At 61.3% G+C, this 16,601-nt stretch carries 12 protein-coding genes and 3 pseudogenes; 12 read left to right on the top strand and 3 right to left on the bottom strand.

Going from position 1 to position 16,601, the window contains the following annotated elements:
* Window positions 1-7 precede the first annotated feature (7 nt).
* The 3 genes and pseudogenes from ACTGJ9_RS34320 (at window position 8) to ACTGJ9_RS34310 (ending at window position 3,371) form a co-directional block, all read left to right on the top strand.
* Entirely contained in the window at window positions 8-1,138 is a 1,131-nt protein-coding gene (locus tag ACTGJ9_RS34320) for an acyl-CoA dehydrogenase family protein (protein ID WP_456674656.1), read from the top strand.
* 14 nt (window positions 1,139-1,152) lie between these two features.
* Window positions 1,153-2,340 (top strand): acetyl-CoA C-acyltransferase, encoded by a 1,188-nt coding sequence (locus ACTGJ9_RS34315; protein ID WP_456674655.1) that lies wholly within the window; start codon window positions 1,153-1,155, stop codon window positions 2,338-2,340.
* A 21-nt stretch (window positions 2,341-2,361) separates the two neighbouring features.
* Window positions 2,362-3,371, top strand: a pseudogene (locus ACTGJ9_RS34310) (NAD(P)H-dependent flavin oxidoreductase).
* 59 nt (window positions 3,372-3,430) lie between these two features.
* Here the strand turns inward: ACTGJ9_RS34310 and ACTGJ9_RS34305 are convergent.
* Window positions 3,431-4,018, bottom strand: coding sequence for an ANTAR domain-containing response regulator (locus ACTGJ9_RS34305; RefSeq protein ID WP_456674654.1), 588 nt, complete (start codon window positions 4,016-4,018; stop codon window positions 3,431-3,433).
* Window positions 4,015-5,190, bottom strand: a complete 1,176-nt coding sequence (locus ACTGJ9_RS34300; protein WP_456674653.1) for a transporter substrate-binding domain-containing protein — start codon at window positions 5,188-5,190, stop codon at window positions 4,015-4,017. The genes ACTGJ9_RS34305 and ACTGJ9_RS34300 overlap by 4 nt, the downstream gene beginning before the upstream one ends.
* Window positions 5,191-5,607: 417 nt before the next feature.
* On the opposite strand from ACTGJ9_RS34300, the gene ACTGJ9_RS34295 reads away from it, so the two are divergent.
* The 9 genes and pseudogenes from ACTGJ9_RS34295 (at window position 5,608) to ACTGJ9_RS34255 (ending at window position 15,089) form a co-directional block, all read left to right on the top strand.
* Entirely contained in the window at window positions 5,608-7,008 is a 1,401-nt protein-coding gene (locus ACTGJ9_RS34295) for an amidase (RefSeq protein ID WP_456674652.1), read from the top strand.
* A 17-nt stretch (window positions 7,009-7,025) separates the two neighbouring features.
* Complete coding sequence (locus ACTGJ9_RS34290) at window positions 7,026-8,024, top strand: acetamidase/formamidase family protein (protein WP_456674651.1); 999 nt, start codon at window positions 7,026-7,028, stop codon at window positions 8,022-8,024.
* A gap of 34 nt (window positions 8,025-8,058) precedes the next feature.
* A complete protein-coding gene (locus tag ACTGJ9_RS34285; protein WP_456674650.1) occupies window positions 8,059-9,294 on the top strand; it encodes an urea ABC transporter substrate-binding protein in 1,236 nt (411 codons plus the stop codon).
* A 108-nt stretch (window positions 9,295-9,402) separates the two neighbouring features.
* Window positions 9,403-10,268, top strand: a pseudogene (locus ACTGJ9_RS34280) (ABC transporter permease subunit).
* 12 nt (window positions 10,269-10,280) lie between these two features.
* Window positions 10,281-11,354: a branched-chain amino acid ABC transporter permease gene (locus ACTGJ9_RS34275; protein ID WP_456674649.1), complete on the top strand. Its 1,074-nt coding sequence runs from the start codon at window positions 10,281-10,283 to the stop codon at window positions 11,352-11,354.
* A gap of 2 nt (window positions 11,355-11,356) precedes the next feature.
* Window positions 11,357-12,076, top strand: coding sequence for an ATP-binding cassette domain-containing protein (locus ACTGJ9_RS34270; protein WP_456674648.1), 720 nt, complete (start codon window positions 11,357-11,359; stop codon window positions 12,074-12,076).
* On the top strand, window positions 12,066-12,791 hold the full coding sequence (locus ACTGJ9_RS34265) for an ABC transporter ATP-binding protein (protein WP_456674647.1): 726 nt from the start codon (window positions 12,066-12,068) through the stop codon (window positions 12,789-12,791). The genes ACTGJ9_RS34270 and ACTGJ9_RS34265 overlap by 11 nt, the downstream gene beginning before the upstream one ends.
* A gap of 48 nt (window positions 12,792-12,839) precedes the next feature.
* Window positions 12,840-13,601: an SDR family NAD(P)-dependent oxidoreductase gene (locus ACTGJ9_RS34260; protein WP_456674646.1), complete on the top strand. Its 762-nt coding sequence runs from the start codon at window positions 12,840-12,842 to the stop codon at window positions 13,599-13,601.
* Between the two features lie 86 nt (window positions 13,602-13,687).
* Window positions 13,688-15,089: pseudogene (locus ACTGJ9_RS34255) on the top strand (amidase).
* A gap of 256 nt (window positions 15,090-15,345) precedes the next feature.
* On the opposite strand, the gene ACTGJ9_RS34250 reads toward ACTGJ9_RS34255, so the two are convergent.
* On the bottom strand, window positions 15,346-16,470 hold the full coding sequence (locus ACTGJ9_RS34250; RefSeq protein ID WP_456674645.1) for a hypothetical protein: 1,125 nt from the start codon (window positions 16,468-16,470) through the stop codon (window positions 15,346-15,348).
* Window positions 16,471-16,601: the final 131 nt, after the last annotated feature.

Raw genomic sequence — 16,601 nt, 5'->3', positions numbered from 1 at the left:
GGATCGGATGGATATCGAGTTCACGGAAGAGCAGGAACTGTTGCGGTCCAGCGTACAGCGCATGCTACGCGACCAATACAGCTTCGAGGCGCGCAGCAAGATCGTCGCCAGCGAAGATGGCTGGAGCCGGAGGCAGTGGGGTGCCTTTGCGGAGCTCGGCCTGCTCGCCGCGCCGTTCTCCGAGGAGAGCGGCGGAGTAGGTGGCGGTCCGCTGTCCACCATGATCGTTGCCCAGGAGTTCGGGCGTCACCTTGTCGTGGAGCCCTACGTCGAAACGGTCGTGCTGGCCGGCGGCTTGATCGAGCATGTGGGCTCCAAAGAGCAGAAACAGGCCTCGATTCCCGATATCATCGCCGGACAGAAGATCTGGGCGCTGGCCTGGACCGAAAAAGCTTCGCGCTTCGACCTCGCCAATGTCGCGACCGCGGCGCGGCGTGACGGCAGCGATTACATACTCACTGGAGAGAAGACTGCTGTCATTGCGGCGCCCTGGGCGGACTATCTTATCGTCTCCGCCCGCACCAAGGGCAAGCGCGACGATCGCGCCGGCGTCAGCCTGTTCGTCGTCGACGCCCGGGCGGCCAATCTGGATCTGCGCAGCTTCAAGACCCTCGATGGCCGCCGCGCTGCAGAAATTACCTTCCGCGATGTTCGCGGCGAGTTGCTCGGCAGCGAGGGCGAGGGCGTCGCCCTGCTGGAGGCCTGCCGTGACAGGGCGATCGGCGCGCTCTGCGCCGAGGCGGTCGGCGCGATGGCCGAACTGAACTCCGCGACGCTGGAATACTCCAAGGCCCGAAAGCAGTTCGGCGTCAGCATCGGCAGCTTCCAGGTGCTGCAGCACCGGATGGTCGACATGTTCATCGCCCATCAGGAGGCGCTTTCCTTGATGCAGCATCTCAATCTCAGCCTGGGCGCCGGCGAGAGCGGTATTTCGCGCCTCGCCTCCGGCGCCAAGTCGAAGATCGGGTATGCCGGCAAGTTCATCGCCGATCAGGCGGTGCAGCTCCACGGCGGCATGGGTATGACCGACGAATTGAACATCGGTCATTACTTCAAGCGAATCTCCTCCATCAACATCCAGTTCGGCGATCCCGCGCACCACTTGCTGCGTTATGTGCAGCTCGACGCGGCTGCGTAGCAAAAGAGGCAAGCATGACGACAGAGGCAGTTATCGTTTCCACCGCCCGCACCGGCGTCGGCAAGGCCTATCGCGGTGCCCTGAACAACACCGAGGGGCCGACCATGGCCGGTCATGTGATGGCCGAGGCGGTCAGGCGCGCGGGCATTGAGCCGGGCGAGGTCGAGGACGTGGTGATGGGCTGCGCGATGCAACAGGGCACCATGGTGATGAACGTCGCACGCAAGGGCGCCATTCGTGCCGGCCTGCCGGTCACCGTCGCCGGCACCACGATTGACCGGCAGTGCGCCTCCGGCCTGCAGGCGATAGCGGTCGCGGCACGCTCGATCATGCTGGATGGCGTCGAGATCGCGATTGGAGGCGGCATCGAATCGATCAGCCTGGTGCAGAACGACCACATGAACCGTTTCCACGCGGTCGACGACGAGCTGATGGCGATGAAGCCGGACATGTACATGTCGATGCTCGACACCGCCGAGATCGTCGCTGAGCGTTACAAGATCGGCCGCGACCGGCAGGACGAATACAGTCTCGAATGCCAGCGTCGCATCGGAGCCGCGGTGCAGGCCGGCCGGTTCAACGACGAGGTCGTCCCGATCACGACCAGGATGGCCGTCGTCAACAAGGACACCAAGGAGATCACCTATCAGCAGGTGACGCTGTCGAAGGATGAAGGCCCGCGCCCCGAGACCACGGCGGAAGGACTTGCAAAGATCAAGCCGGTGTTCGAGGGCAAGACCATCACAGCTGGCAATGCCAGCCAACTCTCCGACGGAGCCTCGGCCTGCGTGATCATGAGCGATAAAGTCGCAGCCAAGAAAGGTCTGAAGCCGCTCGGCATCTTCCGCGGCTTCGTTGCCGCCGGTGTCGAGCCGGACGAAATGGGCGTCGGCCCGGTCGCGGCGATCCCGCGCCTTCTCAAGCGGCACGACCTGACGATCGATGACATCGATCTCTGGGAGTTGAACGAAGCCTATGCCGTCCAGGTGATCTACTGCCGCGACAAGCTCGGCATCGATCCGGACAAGCTGAACGTCAATGGCGGCTCGATCGCGATCGGCCACCCCTACGGCATGACGGGCAGCCGGCTTGCGGGCCACATCCTGATCGAGGGGCGGCGGCGCAAGGCGAAATACGGCGTTGTAACCATGTGCATCGGCGGCGGCATGGGCGCCGCCGGCCTGTTCGAAATCGTCAACTGATCGGAAAGCGGAGAAGCGCACGTGAAGACAGCAATCACTGAACTGTTCGGCATCCAACACCCGATCATCCAGGGCGGCATGCATTACGTCGGCTTCGCCGAATTGGCAGCCGCGGTGTCGAACGCCGGCGGTCTTGGCATCATCACCGGCCTGACCCAGCGGACGCCGGAGTTGCTGGCGAAAGAAATCGCGCGGTGCCGCGGCATGACCGACAAGCCGTTCGGTGTGAACCTGACCTTCCTGCCGAGCTTCACTGCGCCGCCCTATCCGGAATACATCGCTGCCATCAAGGAAGGTGGCGTCAAGGCGGTGGAGACCGCCGGCCGCAGCCCGGAAGCGTACATGCCGGCGCTGAAGGCCGCCGGCATCAAGGTAATCCACAAATGCACCTCGGTGCGGCATTCGCTTAAGGCCGAGAGGATCGGTTGCGACGCCGTCAGCGTCGATGGCTTCGAATGCGGCGGCCATCCCGGCGAGGACGATATCCCGAACATGATTCTGCTGCCGCGCGCGGCGGATGAACTGAAGATTCCGTTCGTGGCCTCGGGTGGCATGGCGGACGCGCGCAGCCTCGTCGCCGCGCTTTCAATGGGCGCCGCCGGCATGAACATGGGCACCCGCTTCATCGCAACCAAGGAAGCTCCTGTCCATGCCAACGTGAAGCAGGCGCTGGTCCAAGCCACCGAGCTCGACACGGTGCTGGTGATGCGGGCGCTGCGCAACACTGAGCGCGTGCTGAAGAACAAGGGCGTCGATCACCTGCTCGAAGTCGAGCGCGAAAAGGGGCGAGCCTAAAGATCGAGGACATCCATGAACAGGTGGCGGGCGTCTACCCCAAGGTGATGGTCGACGGCGAGATGGACGCCGGCGCCTGGAGCTGCGGCATGGTGGTAGGGTTGATCCACGATATCCCGACGGTGAAGGAGCTGATCGACCGCATCATGGCGCAAGCCGAGCAGATCATCCGCCAGCGGTTGACCGGATTCCTTGACGGCGCTGTCGCGAATGCGACCGCGCGCGCTGTTGCTTGACAAACAACGCTACGAATAATCGCTTGGTGCGCGAGAGCGGCTGGCATTCTGGCCCGGCTTTAGCCCGTTGCTCTCGGCAACGAGCCCCGTGCTGTAATCTCGGCAGAGAGCTCCTCGATCGTCTTGCGCTGCTCCATTGCGGATCGACGGATCAGCGCAAATGCGGCGGGCTCCGCGAGTGAACGGGAGTGCATGACCTGAAGCACTGCCGCAAGCACGATGCGGCGCGATCTCAGGCGCTGTTCCAGCTTCACAACCTGCTGCGTCAATTCGCTCGTGCGCTCGCTGCGCTCGAATGCCATCACGAGGGCCGCGTAGATACCGGCCGAGCGCAGCGGCTTGACCAGAAACGATGCCGGATCGAGTTCGAGTACCAACTTCAACCGACTCGGTGTCTCCGTGCCGATCAGGGCGATCACCGGGCATCGTCGGTGAAAGACATGCTGCGTCGGCCGCCCCAGCGGCAGGAATTCGTCGTCGATCAATGCCACGTCCGGCACGAAGTCGATCGCTTCGGAAGGCGTCCACGCGATGCTGTCGACCCCGAGGCGTTCGAATTGGCGCTTGACAATCGAGGTATCGCGTTCGTCCTTGATGACGACGAGCGCCTTGCGCCCGCGCAGGGAAAATGAAGACGGTTTGCTCATTTCACAACCCGCAAATGCGGCGCATTCGGCGATGTCCCGCCCGTTGCGGTCTCTCGCGACGGACCGACGGCGACATCGAGCTGCGTCAGGTAGGGATCAGGTTTAACAGGAGCATCAGCTTCCCAGAAGATATCAAATTGTCCGCGCGAATTGGACACGGCTAGCCGCGGTGTAAGGACGCAATGGTTGTTGCTGCCGTCGATCCAGACCGGCCCTTGCGGCGAATTGTAGCGATGGCCGGCCGCGGCGCGCCGGACCTCGCCGATGTTCGACGAGCCCGCGCGTTGCAGCGCCCGCGCCAACAGATACACCGCGACATAGGCGGATTGTCCGTCGACGGAGGGGCTGCTGTCATGGCCGTTGCGCGCCTTCCAGCGCGCGACGAATGCGCGGTTCTCGGGCAGGCGAATGCTCTCGAAATAGGCCGATGATGTAATACAGCCCGTCGATGCCGGCCCGACGATCGCAAGTTCCGGCTCGCACAGGCTGCAGCTCAGCATCGGGATGTCGAGCCCTGCGGCTTCGGTCGCGGCGTGGAAAGCGCGGATGAAATGATAGCTCGAGCTTCCGACCAACGTGTTGAACACGATTGGAGGTTTTTTGCGCACGATCTCGTCGACGATATGTCCGACGGCGTCTTCGCCGAGCTCGAGCAGCCTTTCGGCCAGGATGTGGCCGCCCGCCGAGCTCACGAGTTCGCGGGTGACGCGGTTGGTCTCCCAGGTCCAGACATAATTGGAACCGACGCAGAAGAATTCACGCGACAGATTATCGAGCACGTAGCGGACGAGGGGCAGCACGTTGTGATTGGGTGACGCGCCGACATAGATGACGTTGTCGGAGCATTCGAATCCCTCGTAGCGCGCGGGATACCAAAGCAGGCGATCGGTGCGCTCCACGATCGGCAGGACCTGCTTTCGGGAGGCCGAAGTATAACACCCAATAATGTGTTCGACCCCGACATTGCGGATGAGATCGTCGCAGACCGTATGATATTCCGCAATGATTCCGCGGGGATCGCGGACATGCGCGGTGATCGAGAAGTCGAACTCGGCGGCGCTGTTGATCTCCTCGACCGCCATCAGGGCGCATTTGAGGATCTCGCGACCCATGGCCTGATAGGGCCCGGACTGCGAACAGACGATACCAGCGGGAATGGACGGCTTTGTCATCGATGGCTTTCGCGGCACAACGCATGGATGAAATCATCATCAATGATGTGAGCGCAATACATTTGCCGATTTGCTGCGCAGCACTTTCGCTAAATTTAGGCAGACAGCGTCGTTGACAACGCGGTGGGCAGGTCCTTAGAATTTTCGTCCACAGGGCTTCTGTCGAACTTCGCGTGCGCCGATCTGGCCGATGACGTCCAGCTCTCCGCACCAAGTGCATCGTTCGATGTCGGGCCCTTTGCGATAGATCATAGCCGCGGCATTTGAGCCATTCGTCACCTCATGCGGGAGGGACGGGTGGTTTTTTTCGTTTTGCCGCCAGGAAAATTGGCGATGCATCCGCGTCGTCAAAGCGATGGCGTATGCGCCGCGGCAGGTCAGCCCGCGCCTGCGTCACATTGGACGCGGGGATGAACGATGGCGACAACGGATCTCAATTATCTCGGGCTGGTCGAGGTCGGACAGAAGATCCATGCGAAGGAGCTGTCGCCGCTCGAGGTGACAAAGACGATACTTGGACGGATCGAGCAGCTCGACGGCAAGCTCAAGAGCTACGCGTACGTGATGGCGGAGTCCGCGCTCGCGGAAGCGGTCGCCGCCGAGAAGGAGATCGCATCCGGAAAAATCAGAGGGCCGCTGCATGGGGTCCCGATTGCGGTAAAAGACCTTTGTTGGGCCAAGGGTGCGCCGGCGGCCCATGGCATGACGATCCATCGAGACTTCCGTCCGAACGAGGACGCGACCGTCGTTGCGCGGCTCAAGGATGCCGGCGCAATCATCCTCGGCAAGTTGCAGCAGACAGAGGGTGCATACGCCGACCATCATCCGAAGATCGATCCGCCGAAAAACCCGTGGAGCGCAGATCTTTGGCCTGGCGCATCCTCGAGCGGCTCTGGCGTTGCCACTGCGGCGGGTCTCTGCTTTGGATCGCTCGGCACCGACACGGGCGGATCGATCCGCTTTCCCTCGGCTGCCAACGGCATCACCGGCCTCAAGCCGACCTGGGGCCGGGTCAGCCGCTACGGCGCGTTTGAACTTGCGGCGACGCTGGATCATATTGGCCCGATGGCGCGCAGCGCGGTCGATTGCGGCGCGATCCTCGGCGCCATCGCGGGCCAGGACCCGAAGGACACCACGTCGGTTCCGCTGCCCGTCCCCGACTATCTCGCAGGTCTGTCCGGTAGCTTGCGCGGCGTGACGATCGGAGTCGACCGGCGCTGGACCAGCGAAGGCACCGACGACGCCGCAGCCAAGGTGCTTGGTGAAGGCCTCCACGTGGCGGCCGATCTGGGTGCGAAGATCAAGGAGATCACGTTCCCCGATCCGAAGGCTGTGATCGACGACTGGTTCCCGTTGTGCGGCATTGAGGTGGCGGTCGCGCATGAGGCGACCTATCCGTCGCGCAAGGACGAGTATGGGCCGGCGCTCGCAGGTCTGCTCGATCTTGGCCGGCAACAATCGGGCATGGACTATCAGAAGATCGTGCTGCGCCGCGAAGCGTTCCGCGGCGCGGTCCGCCTGCTGTTCGAGGCGGTTGATCTCATCGCGGTGCCGGCCCAGGTCTTCGCGGCGCCCACCCTCGCCAAGATGGCATCGTTGGGCGAGGACGCATCGCTGATCGCCGGGTTGCTCCGCTTCACATGCCCGTTCGACATGACGGGAAGCCCAACGGTGACGCTGCCGGGCGGCTTCGCGCCGAATGGCGGTCCGGTCGGCTTTCAGTTCGTCGGCCGTCACTTCGACGAAGCCAGCCTCGTTCGCGCCGGTGACGCCTTCCAGCGCGTGACCGATTGGCACAAGCGTCATCCCGCGATCTGAGTTGAGGAGTCATTCGCATGCCCGCCGAAGACTGGTTGAAGAATTCCATCATGGCCAAGCGTGCGGTCGCAAAGGGTGCAACTGGCGCAACCCATAGCTTGACGATCGAGCAGCAGGGCGCCTTCCACTACGTCTACGGTCCTTATGCGAAGCCGACCTTATCGATCGACCCAGGCGGGGTGGTCCTCGTAGAGACGGAAGACGCCTTTGGCGGCGTGCTCACCAGCGAGAGTGATAGCCCGACCGCCAAACTGAATTTCCCTTACCTCAACCCGCAATGCGGACCGATCGCGGTCAACGGCGCCAAGAAGGGCGATTGCCTTGCGGTCTATATCCGCGATGTCGAGACGCGGGGCGAGCAGCCGGCAGGCACGACCTGCATCATTCCGGAATTCGGCGGGCTGGTCGGAACCGCCTCGACGGCGTTGCTCAATCCGCCGCTGCCCGAACGCGTCAAGAAGCTGCACGTCGACAGGGATGGCGTGCGCTGGAACGACAAGATCACGCTGCCTTACGAGCCGTTCATCGGCACTATCGGGGTCTCGCCCGAGATCGAGGCGATCTCGTCGCTGCAGCCGGATAATCACGGCGGCAACATGGATTTGCCGGATGTTGCACCCGGCGCCGTCATCTATTTCCCCGTGCACACCGATGGAGGGATGCTCTATGTTGGCGACTGCCATGCGACACAGGGCGACGGCGAACTGTCCGGTGTCGCTCTCGAACAACGCGCGACCGTCACGCTGCAGATCGACCTGATCAGGAACTGGAGCTTTGCGTGGCCCCGGCTCGAGACACGTGACTTCATCATGACGATTGGCAGCGCCCGCCCCCTCGAGGATGCAGCGCGCATCGCCTATCGCGAGCTCGTGCGGTGGATGGCCGCCGATTACGGATTCGACGAGATCGACGCCTACATGCTGCTCAGCCAGGCCGGCCGCATGCGGCTCGGCAACATGGTCGACCCAAAATACACGATGGGCGCCTCGATCCTAAAAAATTACCTCAAGCCATGACATTCAATCATCTTCAAGGACAGGGGAGTTTACGATGAACTCGAGAAGTAAAATCGGCATCGCTCTGCTCGGCGCTTTGCTCGGAACATCGGCGCTGGCGACAGCCCAGGCGGCCGAGCCGCTGAAGGTCGGCCTGCTCGAGGACGTCTCGGGCGACCTCGCGTTCATGGGAATGCCGAAGCTGCATGGCTCCCAGCTTGCGGTCGAGGAAATCAACAAGAACGGCGGCATTCTGGGCCGGCAGATCGAACTGATCCATCTCGATCCGCAAGGTGACAACGCTCGCTACCAGGAATTCGGGCGTCGTCTGCTCAACCGCGACAAGGTCGACGTCCTGATCGGCGGCATTACCTCAGCCTCGCGCGAGGCGCTACGCCCGATCGTTGATCGCACTTCGACGCCGTATATCTACACCAATCAGTACGAAGGCGGCGTCTGCGACGCCAGCATGATCAGCATGGGGGCAGTACCGGAGCAGCAATTTTCGACGCTGATTCCCTGGATGGTCGAGAAATTCGGCAAGAAAGTCTACGTTATTGCCGCCGACTACAATTTCGGTCAGATCTCGGCGGAGTGGAACCGCAAGATTATGAAGGATCTGGGCGGAGAGGTCGTGGGCGAAGAGTTTATTCCGCTCGGGGTATCGCAATTCGCGCAAACGATCCAGAACATCCAGAAGGCGAAGCCGGATTGGCTCCTGACGATCAATGTCGGCGCTGCCCAGGACTCCTTCTTCGAGCAGGCGGCTGCGGCCAACCTCAATCTGCCGATGGGGTCGTCGATCAAGGTGATGCTCGGCTTCGAGCACAAGCGGTTCAAACCACCGGCACTCAACAACATGCACGCGACTGCCAATTGGTTCGAGGAAATCGATACGCCGGAGGCCAACGCGTTCAAGAAGCGCTGGCACGCCAAATTCCCGGACGAGCTCTACATCAACGATATGGGCTACAACGCCTACAATGCACTCTACATGTATAAGGCCCTGGTCGAGAAGGCGAAGTCGACCAAGCTCGAAGACATGCGGAAGGTGATCGCAACGGGCGATGCCTGCATCGATGCGCCCGAAGGCAAGGTCTGTATCGATCCGAAGAGCCAGCATACGTCGCACCGCATGCGCCTGATTTCAGTTGGGCCCAAGCACGAGGTGACGGTAGAGAAGGACTACGGAACGATCCAGCCGTACTGGCTCGGAGAGATCGGTTGCGATCTCACCAAGAAGAACGACAAGGATCAGTACACGCCGAGTCATCTTCCGAACAAGTCGTGAGGCGCTGCGGGCACGGATCTTGCTCGTGATATGCATCGCGACGTCAAGCGAGGCCGGCGCCGCAACGATGCGGCGCGGCGAACAGGCGGATTTTGAAAAGGGACCGGAATGTCGGCTGAACTTTTCTCGTTATTCTATCAGTTCGCCGACGTCTTCGCGTTTCTCATCCTCTCGGCCGCGGGGCTTGCCATCGTGTTCGGCATGATGGGCGTCATCAACATGGCGCACGGCGAGTTCATCATGTGCGGCGCCTACGTCACCGTGGGTCTCGTCAACCTGGGGGTACCCCTTCCGATCGCACAGATCCTGGCGGCGCTGACGGCAGGGCTCATTGGTGTCGCGGTCGAATTCCTGATCGTGCGGCGCTTCTACAAACGACCGCTCGATTCGCTGCTCGCCACCTGGGGGCTGAGCCTGATCGTGACGCAATCCATGCTCCTGATCATCGGCTCTGCCGTACGAGGCATCGGTACGCCCGAGGAAGCTTCGCAATCGGCGGCTACACATTTTCCACCTATCGTCTGGTGCTGTTCGGCTGCGCGGTAGCAGTGCTGGTTGGCCTCTACGTCATTTTCATGAAGACGCGCTTCGGCGTGATTGCGCGCGCGACGATGCAGAACGCGGCGATGGCCAAGGCGCTCGGCGCGCGCACCGGCCGCATCTACGCGATCAGCTTCGGAATTGGCACGGGCCTCGCCGGACTTTGCGGTGCGCTCTATGCGCCGACCATGACGCTGATCCCGACGATGGGGGCGACCTTCGTGGTCGAGAGCTTCGTCACGGTCGTGATCGGGGGTGCGAACGTGCTGCTCGGAACGGCGCCCGCCGCGGTGTTTCTCGCAATGATCCGAATGGCGCTGAATGCGAGTTACGGCCAGATCATCGGTCAAATCGGCATGCTGGTGGCCGTCATCCTGATCATTCGGGTATTGCCCGAAGGGCTCTCCAGCGTTCTGGTTCGCCGCGGGCGCTAAGAGGAAATGCTGATGTTCAAGCTGCTGGAAGGCCCACAGACGCTCGGACGTGGCAAGATCTTCTGGTCCTGCTTCCTCGCTGTGCTTGCGGGCTCGCTGACTTATCCGCTGTTCGCCGATTCCTACGACGTCGGCAATTTTGCCTACTTCCTGATCTGGATCTTCATGGCGCTGGGCCTCTGCCTGATGTGGGGCTATGGCGGCATGCTGTCGTTCGGGCAGACCCTGTTCTTCGGCATTGCCGGCTACGGCTACGGCGTGCTCGCGATCAACATGGGCGGCGGAACGGCGACGATTGCTGCGCTCGTCTTGTCTGTGGCGATCTCGATGCTGGCAGCAGGCATCCTCGGCTACTTCATGATCTGGGGCGGTATCAACGGCATCTTCTTCGGCATCGTGACCTTATCCGCGACGCTTGTGCTCGCCTTCTTCCTTGGTCAGACCGCGGGCCCGGAATGGCATATTGGGCCGGCGCGGCTGAACGGATTCAACGGGATGAAGGGCATGGACCCTCTTGCCGTCGGCGATTTCTATATCGAAGGATCTGCGCTCTACTACGTCATGATCGCGTTGATCGTCATCGTCTATCTGGCGTTGCGCATGCTGGTGAACTCGGGCATCGGCAACGTCATCGTCGCGACGCGCGAAAACCCGCAGCGCGCCGAAATGCTCGGTTATGACGTCAGGAAATATCAACTTCTGACTTTCGTGATCGGCAGCGGCCTCGCGGGGCTGAGTGGTGCCCTCTACACGTCGTGGGGCCAGTTCATCACGCCGTCGAGCATCGGCTTGCCAGCGGCCGCGATGCCGATCGTCTGGGTCGCCTTCTCCGGGCGGAGCGATCTGACCGCAACTCTGGTGGGATCGTTCCTGCTGCTGTTCGGGTTTCAGACCATCACGGTCTATAGCCAGCAGGCAGCACTGGTGCTGATGGGCGCGTTGTTGCTCGCCACGGTGATGCTGGCGCCGCAAGGCTTTGTGCTCGGTATCGGCAAGCTTGCTGCCGGTTGGTGGGGTGGGCGAGGGCCGCGGGATCCCGGCGCGGGCCTTGCGGAGAATGCTCGCCTGCAGTCGAAAGAGTCCTGATCATGGCCCTGGTTGAAGTCAAAGGGGTATCGAAACGCTTCGGTGGGTTGACCGCCGTGTCCGACGTCGACCTCACCGTGAATGTCGGTGAGGTCCACTGCCTGATCGGGCCTAACGGCGCCGGAAAGAGCACGCTGTTCAAGCTGATTGTTGGTCTCTATCCGCCAACCCTGGGCAGCATCTTCTTCGACACTATCGACATCACTGCCGAGCGTCCCTATGCGCGCGTGGAGCGAGGCATGAGCATCAAGATGCAGGCCCCGAGTGTGTTCAAGGAGCTGCCAGTCCGGCAGAACATCCAGACCGCGTTACAGGCGCGATTGACCGGCACGGAGCGCGCTGCCGAAGAGGACCGCCTCCTGACGCTGCTCAACCTCGCGCCAGATGGCGACAAGCTGGCTGGAGCGCTTTCGCACGGCCAGCAGCAATGGCTCGAGATCGGAATGGCGCTGGCGTTGAAGCCGCAACTGTTGTTGCTGGACGAGCCGACCGCCGGCATGTCGCCGGAAGAGACGTTCAAGACGGGCGAGCTGATCAAGTCGTTCAATGCGAAGGGCATGACGGTGCTGGTCGTGGAGCATGACATGGCATTCGTCCGCCAGGTCGCGCAGCGAGTTACGGTTCTGCATCTCGGCAAGATATTTGCGCGCGGTAGCCTCGAGACGATCCTTGCAGACGAGAAGGTCGCGGAAATCTATCTGGGCAAGACCCATGTCCACTGAAAATATGTCCACTGACCGGATCCTCGACGTCACGGAACTATGGGCCGGTTACGGGGCAACACCGATCCTGCAGGGTGTCACCATGTCGGTCGCGCGCGGTGAGATTGTCGGCGTGATCGGCCGCAACGGCGTAGGCAAATCGACGCTGATGAGGTGCCTGATCGGATTGCTGCAGAGCTGGCGCGGCACAATCTCGTTCATGGACCGTGACATCACTCACCTTGAGGCTGATGCGCGCGCGCGGGCAGGCTTCGGCTACATCCCCCAGGGCCGCGATGTCTTTCCGCAGATGACTGTCGAGGAGAATCTGCAGGTCGGCGAGCTCATCGGTGGGACTAGGGGCAAGAAGCTTCCGGAGCTCGTTTACCAGTATTTTCCGCGCCTGAAGGAGCGCCGCCGGCAAGCCGCGGGCACCATGTCCGGCGGCGAGCAGCAGCAGCTGGCCATTGGCCGGGCGCTGATCGGCAATCCGTCGCTGATGATTTTGGACGAGCCGTCCGAAGGGATCCAGCCCTCGATTGTCCAGCACATCTGCGAAGCACTGAAATCGTTTCGCGACGAGCTCGGCACCACCATCATCTTTGTCGAGCAGAACCTGGATACCATCCTCGCGATCGCCGAGCGCTGCTACATCATGGAGAAGGGCAAGATCATGCAATCGCTCGCAGGCAGCGAGGTCAATGAGGACAATGTCCGCGCGCAGCTCCTGCTCTGAGGAACTGTGCGGAAGAAATTTCAGTCGAGCATAATGGAGGGAGTGAACATGGACCTGGGACTCAAGGGAGCAAAGGTACTCGTCACCGGCAGCACAAAGGGTATCGGCAGGGCGATTGCCGACACGTTCGCGGCGGAGGGCGCCGATGTCGGCATTTGCGCGCGCAACAGGGCGGACGTCGACAGTGCGGTCACCGCAATCAGGGCGAAAGGCGTCGCAGCATTCGGCGATGCGGTCGATGTTTCTAACGGCCCGGCGCTCAAAACCTGGGTGGAGAGCATGGCCTCGAAGCTCGGCGGTATCGACATTGTGGTCGCCAACGTAAGCGCGCTTTCGATCGGACAGGACGAGGAGAGCTGGGAGAAGGAGTTCTCCACCGACATGATGGGTACGGTACGGCTGGTCAACGCCGCGATGCCGTATCTCGAGAAGAGCAAAGCCGCTGCGATCGTCACCATTTCTAGCGTGTCGGGGCGCGAGGTGGACTTCGCCAGCGGTCCCTACGGCACGTTCAAGGCCGCGATCATCCATTATACCCAAGGCCTTGCCTTTCAGCTCGCTGGCAAAGGCATCCGGGCCAATTCTGTCTCGCCGGGCAACACCTATTTCGAGGGTGGTGTCTGGAACATGATCAAGGACGGCAATCCCGAACTGTACAAGACTGCGCTGGCGCTGAATCCGACCGGCCGCATGGGCACGCCGCAGGAGATGGCGAACGGCGCGGTGTTCCTCGCCAGCAAGGCTGCAAGCTTCATCACTGGGACCAACCTCGTGGTCGATGGTGCGCTCACGCGCGGAGTGCAGTTCTAGACGCATCCGGCGCCGCGCCGTTACGACACCGGGCCGTCTGTGGCGCCGGTGGCGAGGCCGTTTTCGACAACACACAGGGCCGTCAGATGTCAGCAGATCCAATTCATTACAAGTCGATCACCGAGCTCTCCGAGCTGTTCCGCCGGGGCGAGCTCGTGCCCTCGAAGGTGATAGATGCTATGCTGAGCCGGATTGCCAAGCTCGACGGCAAATTCCACGGCTATGCGCTTGTGCTCGCCGAGCGCGCGATGGCGCAGGCGAAGCGCTGCGATGCAGAGCTTGCGAAAGGCATCTGGCGCGGCCCGCTGCACGGCGTGCCGATTGGCCTGAAGGATCTCTGCTACACCACCTTCGCGCCTTCGGCGGGCGGCACCACGATCCACGCCAAGTTCGTTCCGTCCTTCAATGCGACGATCGTCGATCGCCTCGAGCTTGCTGGCGCCGTCACGCTCGGCAAGCTGAAGATGACCGAGGGCGCCTATACCAGCCATCACCCGAACGACCAGGCGCCGCTCAATCCTTGGGGGCTCGACTATTGGGTCGGTTCTTCCTCCAGCGGATCGGGCGTGGCGACCTCGGCTGGGCTCTGCTTCGGCGCGATCGGCAGCGACACCGGCGGCTCGATCCGGTTTCCGTCGGCGACATGCGGGCTGACCGGGGTCAAGCCGACCTGGGGACGCGTGGTCGTCACGGCATCTTTCCGCTGGCCGACTCGCTCGATCATGTCGGGCCAATGTGCCGGAGCGCGGCCGATGCAGCCGCCATGCTCGGCGTCATCGCGGGCGCCGATATCAATGATCCCACGGCCCTGCAGGCGCCGGTGCCGAACTATCTGTCCCGGATCGGTGAAGGAGTACGGGGATTACGGATTGGCGTGGACCGTAGCTATACCCAGAACGGGGTCGACACGCAGGTTGTTGCGGCGTTGCTGGAAGCCGAAGACACCCTTTCGGCGCTCGGAGCCGATATCCGCGAGGTCAAATTCCCGGACTACCAGAAGCTCGTCAGCATGTGGATCCCAATGTGCTCGATCGAGACGGCAGAGGCGCATCATGAGACCTATCCGTTGCGGAAGCTGGAATACGGCCCCGATCTGGCTCAGCTGATCGAGCAGGGAGGTCGATGAGTGGCGTCGAAATTGCGCAGATTCATCACGAGCGCCTGAAATTCAGCGGCAGCCTCGCTGCATTGTTCAATGACGTCGATCTGCTGCTAATTCCCACGATGCCCGTGCCGACCCCGACGCTGACCAAGATGGGCGAGTATGGCGCTGATCCGAACGTTCTGCTCAGCATCCTCCGTTTCACCGCCGTGTTCGACTTCTCAGGCAGCCCTACCATCACGTTGCCGAACGGCATGGCGTCAGACGGCCTGCCGCTCAGCATGCAGCTGGTCGGCCGGCATCTGTCCGAGGATGTGCTTGCCCGCGCTGGGTATGCCTTCCAGTCAGTGACGAATTGGCATACCCGGCGCGCTCCCATCGAATGAACGGAATCGGAATGACTCTGAAGCTCGCGTGTAACATCGCCAGAACTTGCGGTGGTCAATGAAAGACAGGGAGCACATTCACTGAGCTCAAAGATGGACGTTAACGTCATAGCCAGTCGGCAAGTGATAAGGTTCGGTCGCAAACGAAGTCAGTTGGCGAACCTGGCGAGGTCCCGCCGCCGGTGACCGTTGGGCCCTATTGTGAGAATATCTTGTCCACAGCACCTAGATCGCGCTTAACGCCTTTCAGCATGCTTCAGATCTCATTCGTATCGACTGTATTGGCCCAGATCCGAAGCTTGTCTGCCTGTGCAGTACAGGTCGCATAGGTAGCTGGCGGCCCGTTCAGTAAAATGTCCTGGACCGGAGCGTTGCACCGCTCGAACAGCCGAAGCGTGATTGGGCTGTCCTTGATCTCGGACGCGATGCCTCCCGTTGTGCCCAACAAATTTCCCTGGGCTCCTTTCAGGTAATACAGATCAGCAAAGGCCTGGCCGAATGTACCACCCTTCGGGATTGCACGCGCTGGGGCAAAATTCTGCTGGGCAACCCAGATCGCCCATAGCATTTTCTCCAGCTGTGATTGGACACGAGCCCAATTCGTATTGGGAGGAGGGTTGTATCCGTAGAAGAAATATGAAGCGGCCCATTTCTTTCTTTGTTCTTCGAAAATTGAATTGATGAACTTGTGACCGGCGCGAATGATATTTGGATACGACATGCGCTCAAGATGGGGATTTGATGTCTTGAGCGTCTTTGAAATTGACGAGCTGAAGGTCGCAGATCCATTAATACTCTCGATTGTCAGATCGATAACTGCCTTCACCGCATCCTTCTGCTTCTTTATTTCCAGAGTGAGGTTGTATCCGAAGCGTTTCATGTCCGGAGATTTCGCGACCGCCGTTCCGTCGATGGCGGCGACCTCCGCGGGTTGAGCGAGCTTTTCGTTCAATACACCGACCAGCGCATTGGTGATGTCTTTTCCCAAATTCCCAAAAAGGGCGCCATCGAACTCCTTGGGTATCTTTCGGAGCCAGTTGGTTGGAAGAGTGAGCGCAGTTTGCTCGTACTCAAAGAACAACCGCGGCCCCACCACCTTCTCCAGGGCGACACCAAGCCAGGCCGTCGCGCCGATCGCGAGAAAATTTAGGACAAACAGAGCGCGCTGAAGTGCTCGCTGCCGTTCGTCCTCCTGTTCACGCAGCGTGGCTACCTGATCATTCTGTGCTCCCTCGTAACATGCGACAAGGTGACTGAGGTAACCTGTGATGGGCGCGCACCATTTGTCGAATTGGCCATCGACATCCTTTTCGAGATTTCCGAGCAGCGTGGTGACGTAACCTTTGAGTTCAACGCCGGCGGTCAGCAGGTCATCGCTCATGGAAGAACCTCACTATAATGTCCAAATCGTCTTCATAGGTGCGCATCTGCCTTCGATTCAGAGCAAGCCTCTCTTCGCGCCGGGCAGGTCGGGCGTCCTGTTGATGCTCACCGTTCCCGAGCACTCGAGGC

The organism is Bradyrhizobium sp. RDM12 (genome assembly GCF_051917485.1).
Classification (GTDB): Bacteria; Pseudomonadota; Alphaproteobacteria; order Rhizobiales; family Xanthobacteraceae; genus Bradyrhizobium.
Note: the sequence above shows the minus strand (reverse complement) of the source record. Positions and strands in the feature narration are given on the sequence as shown.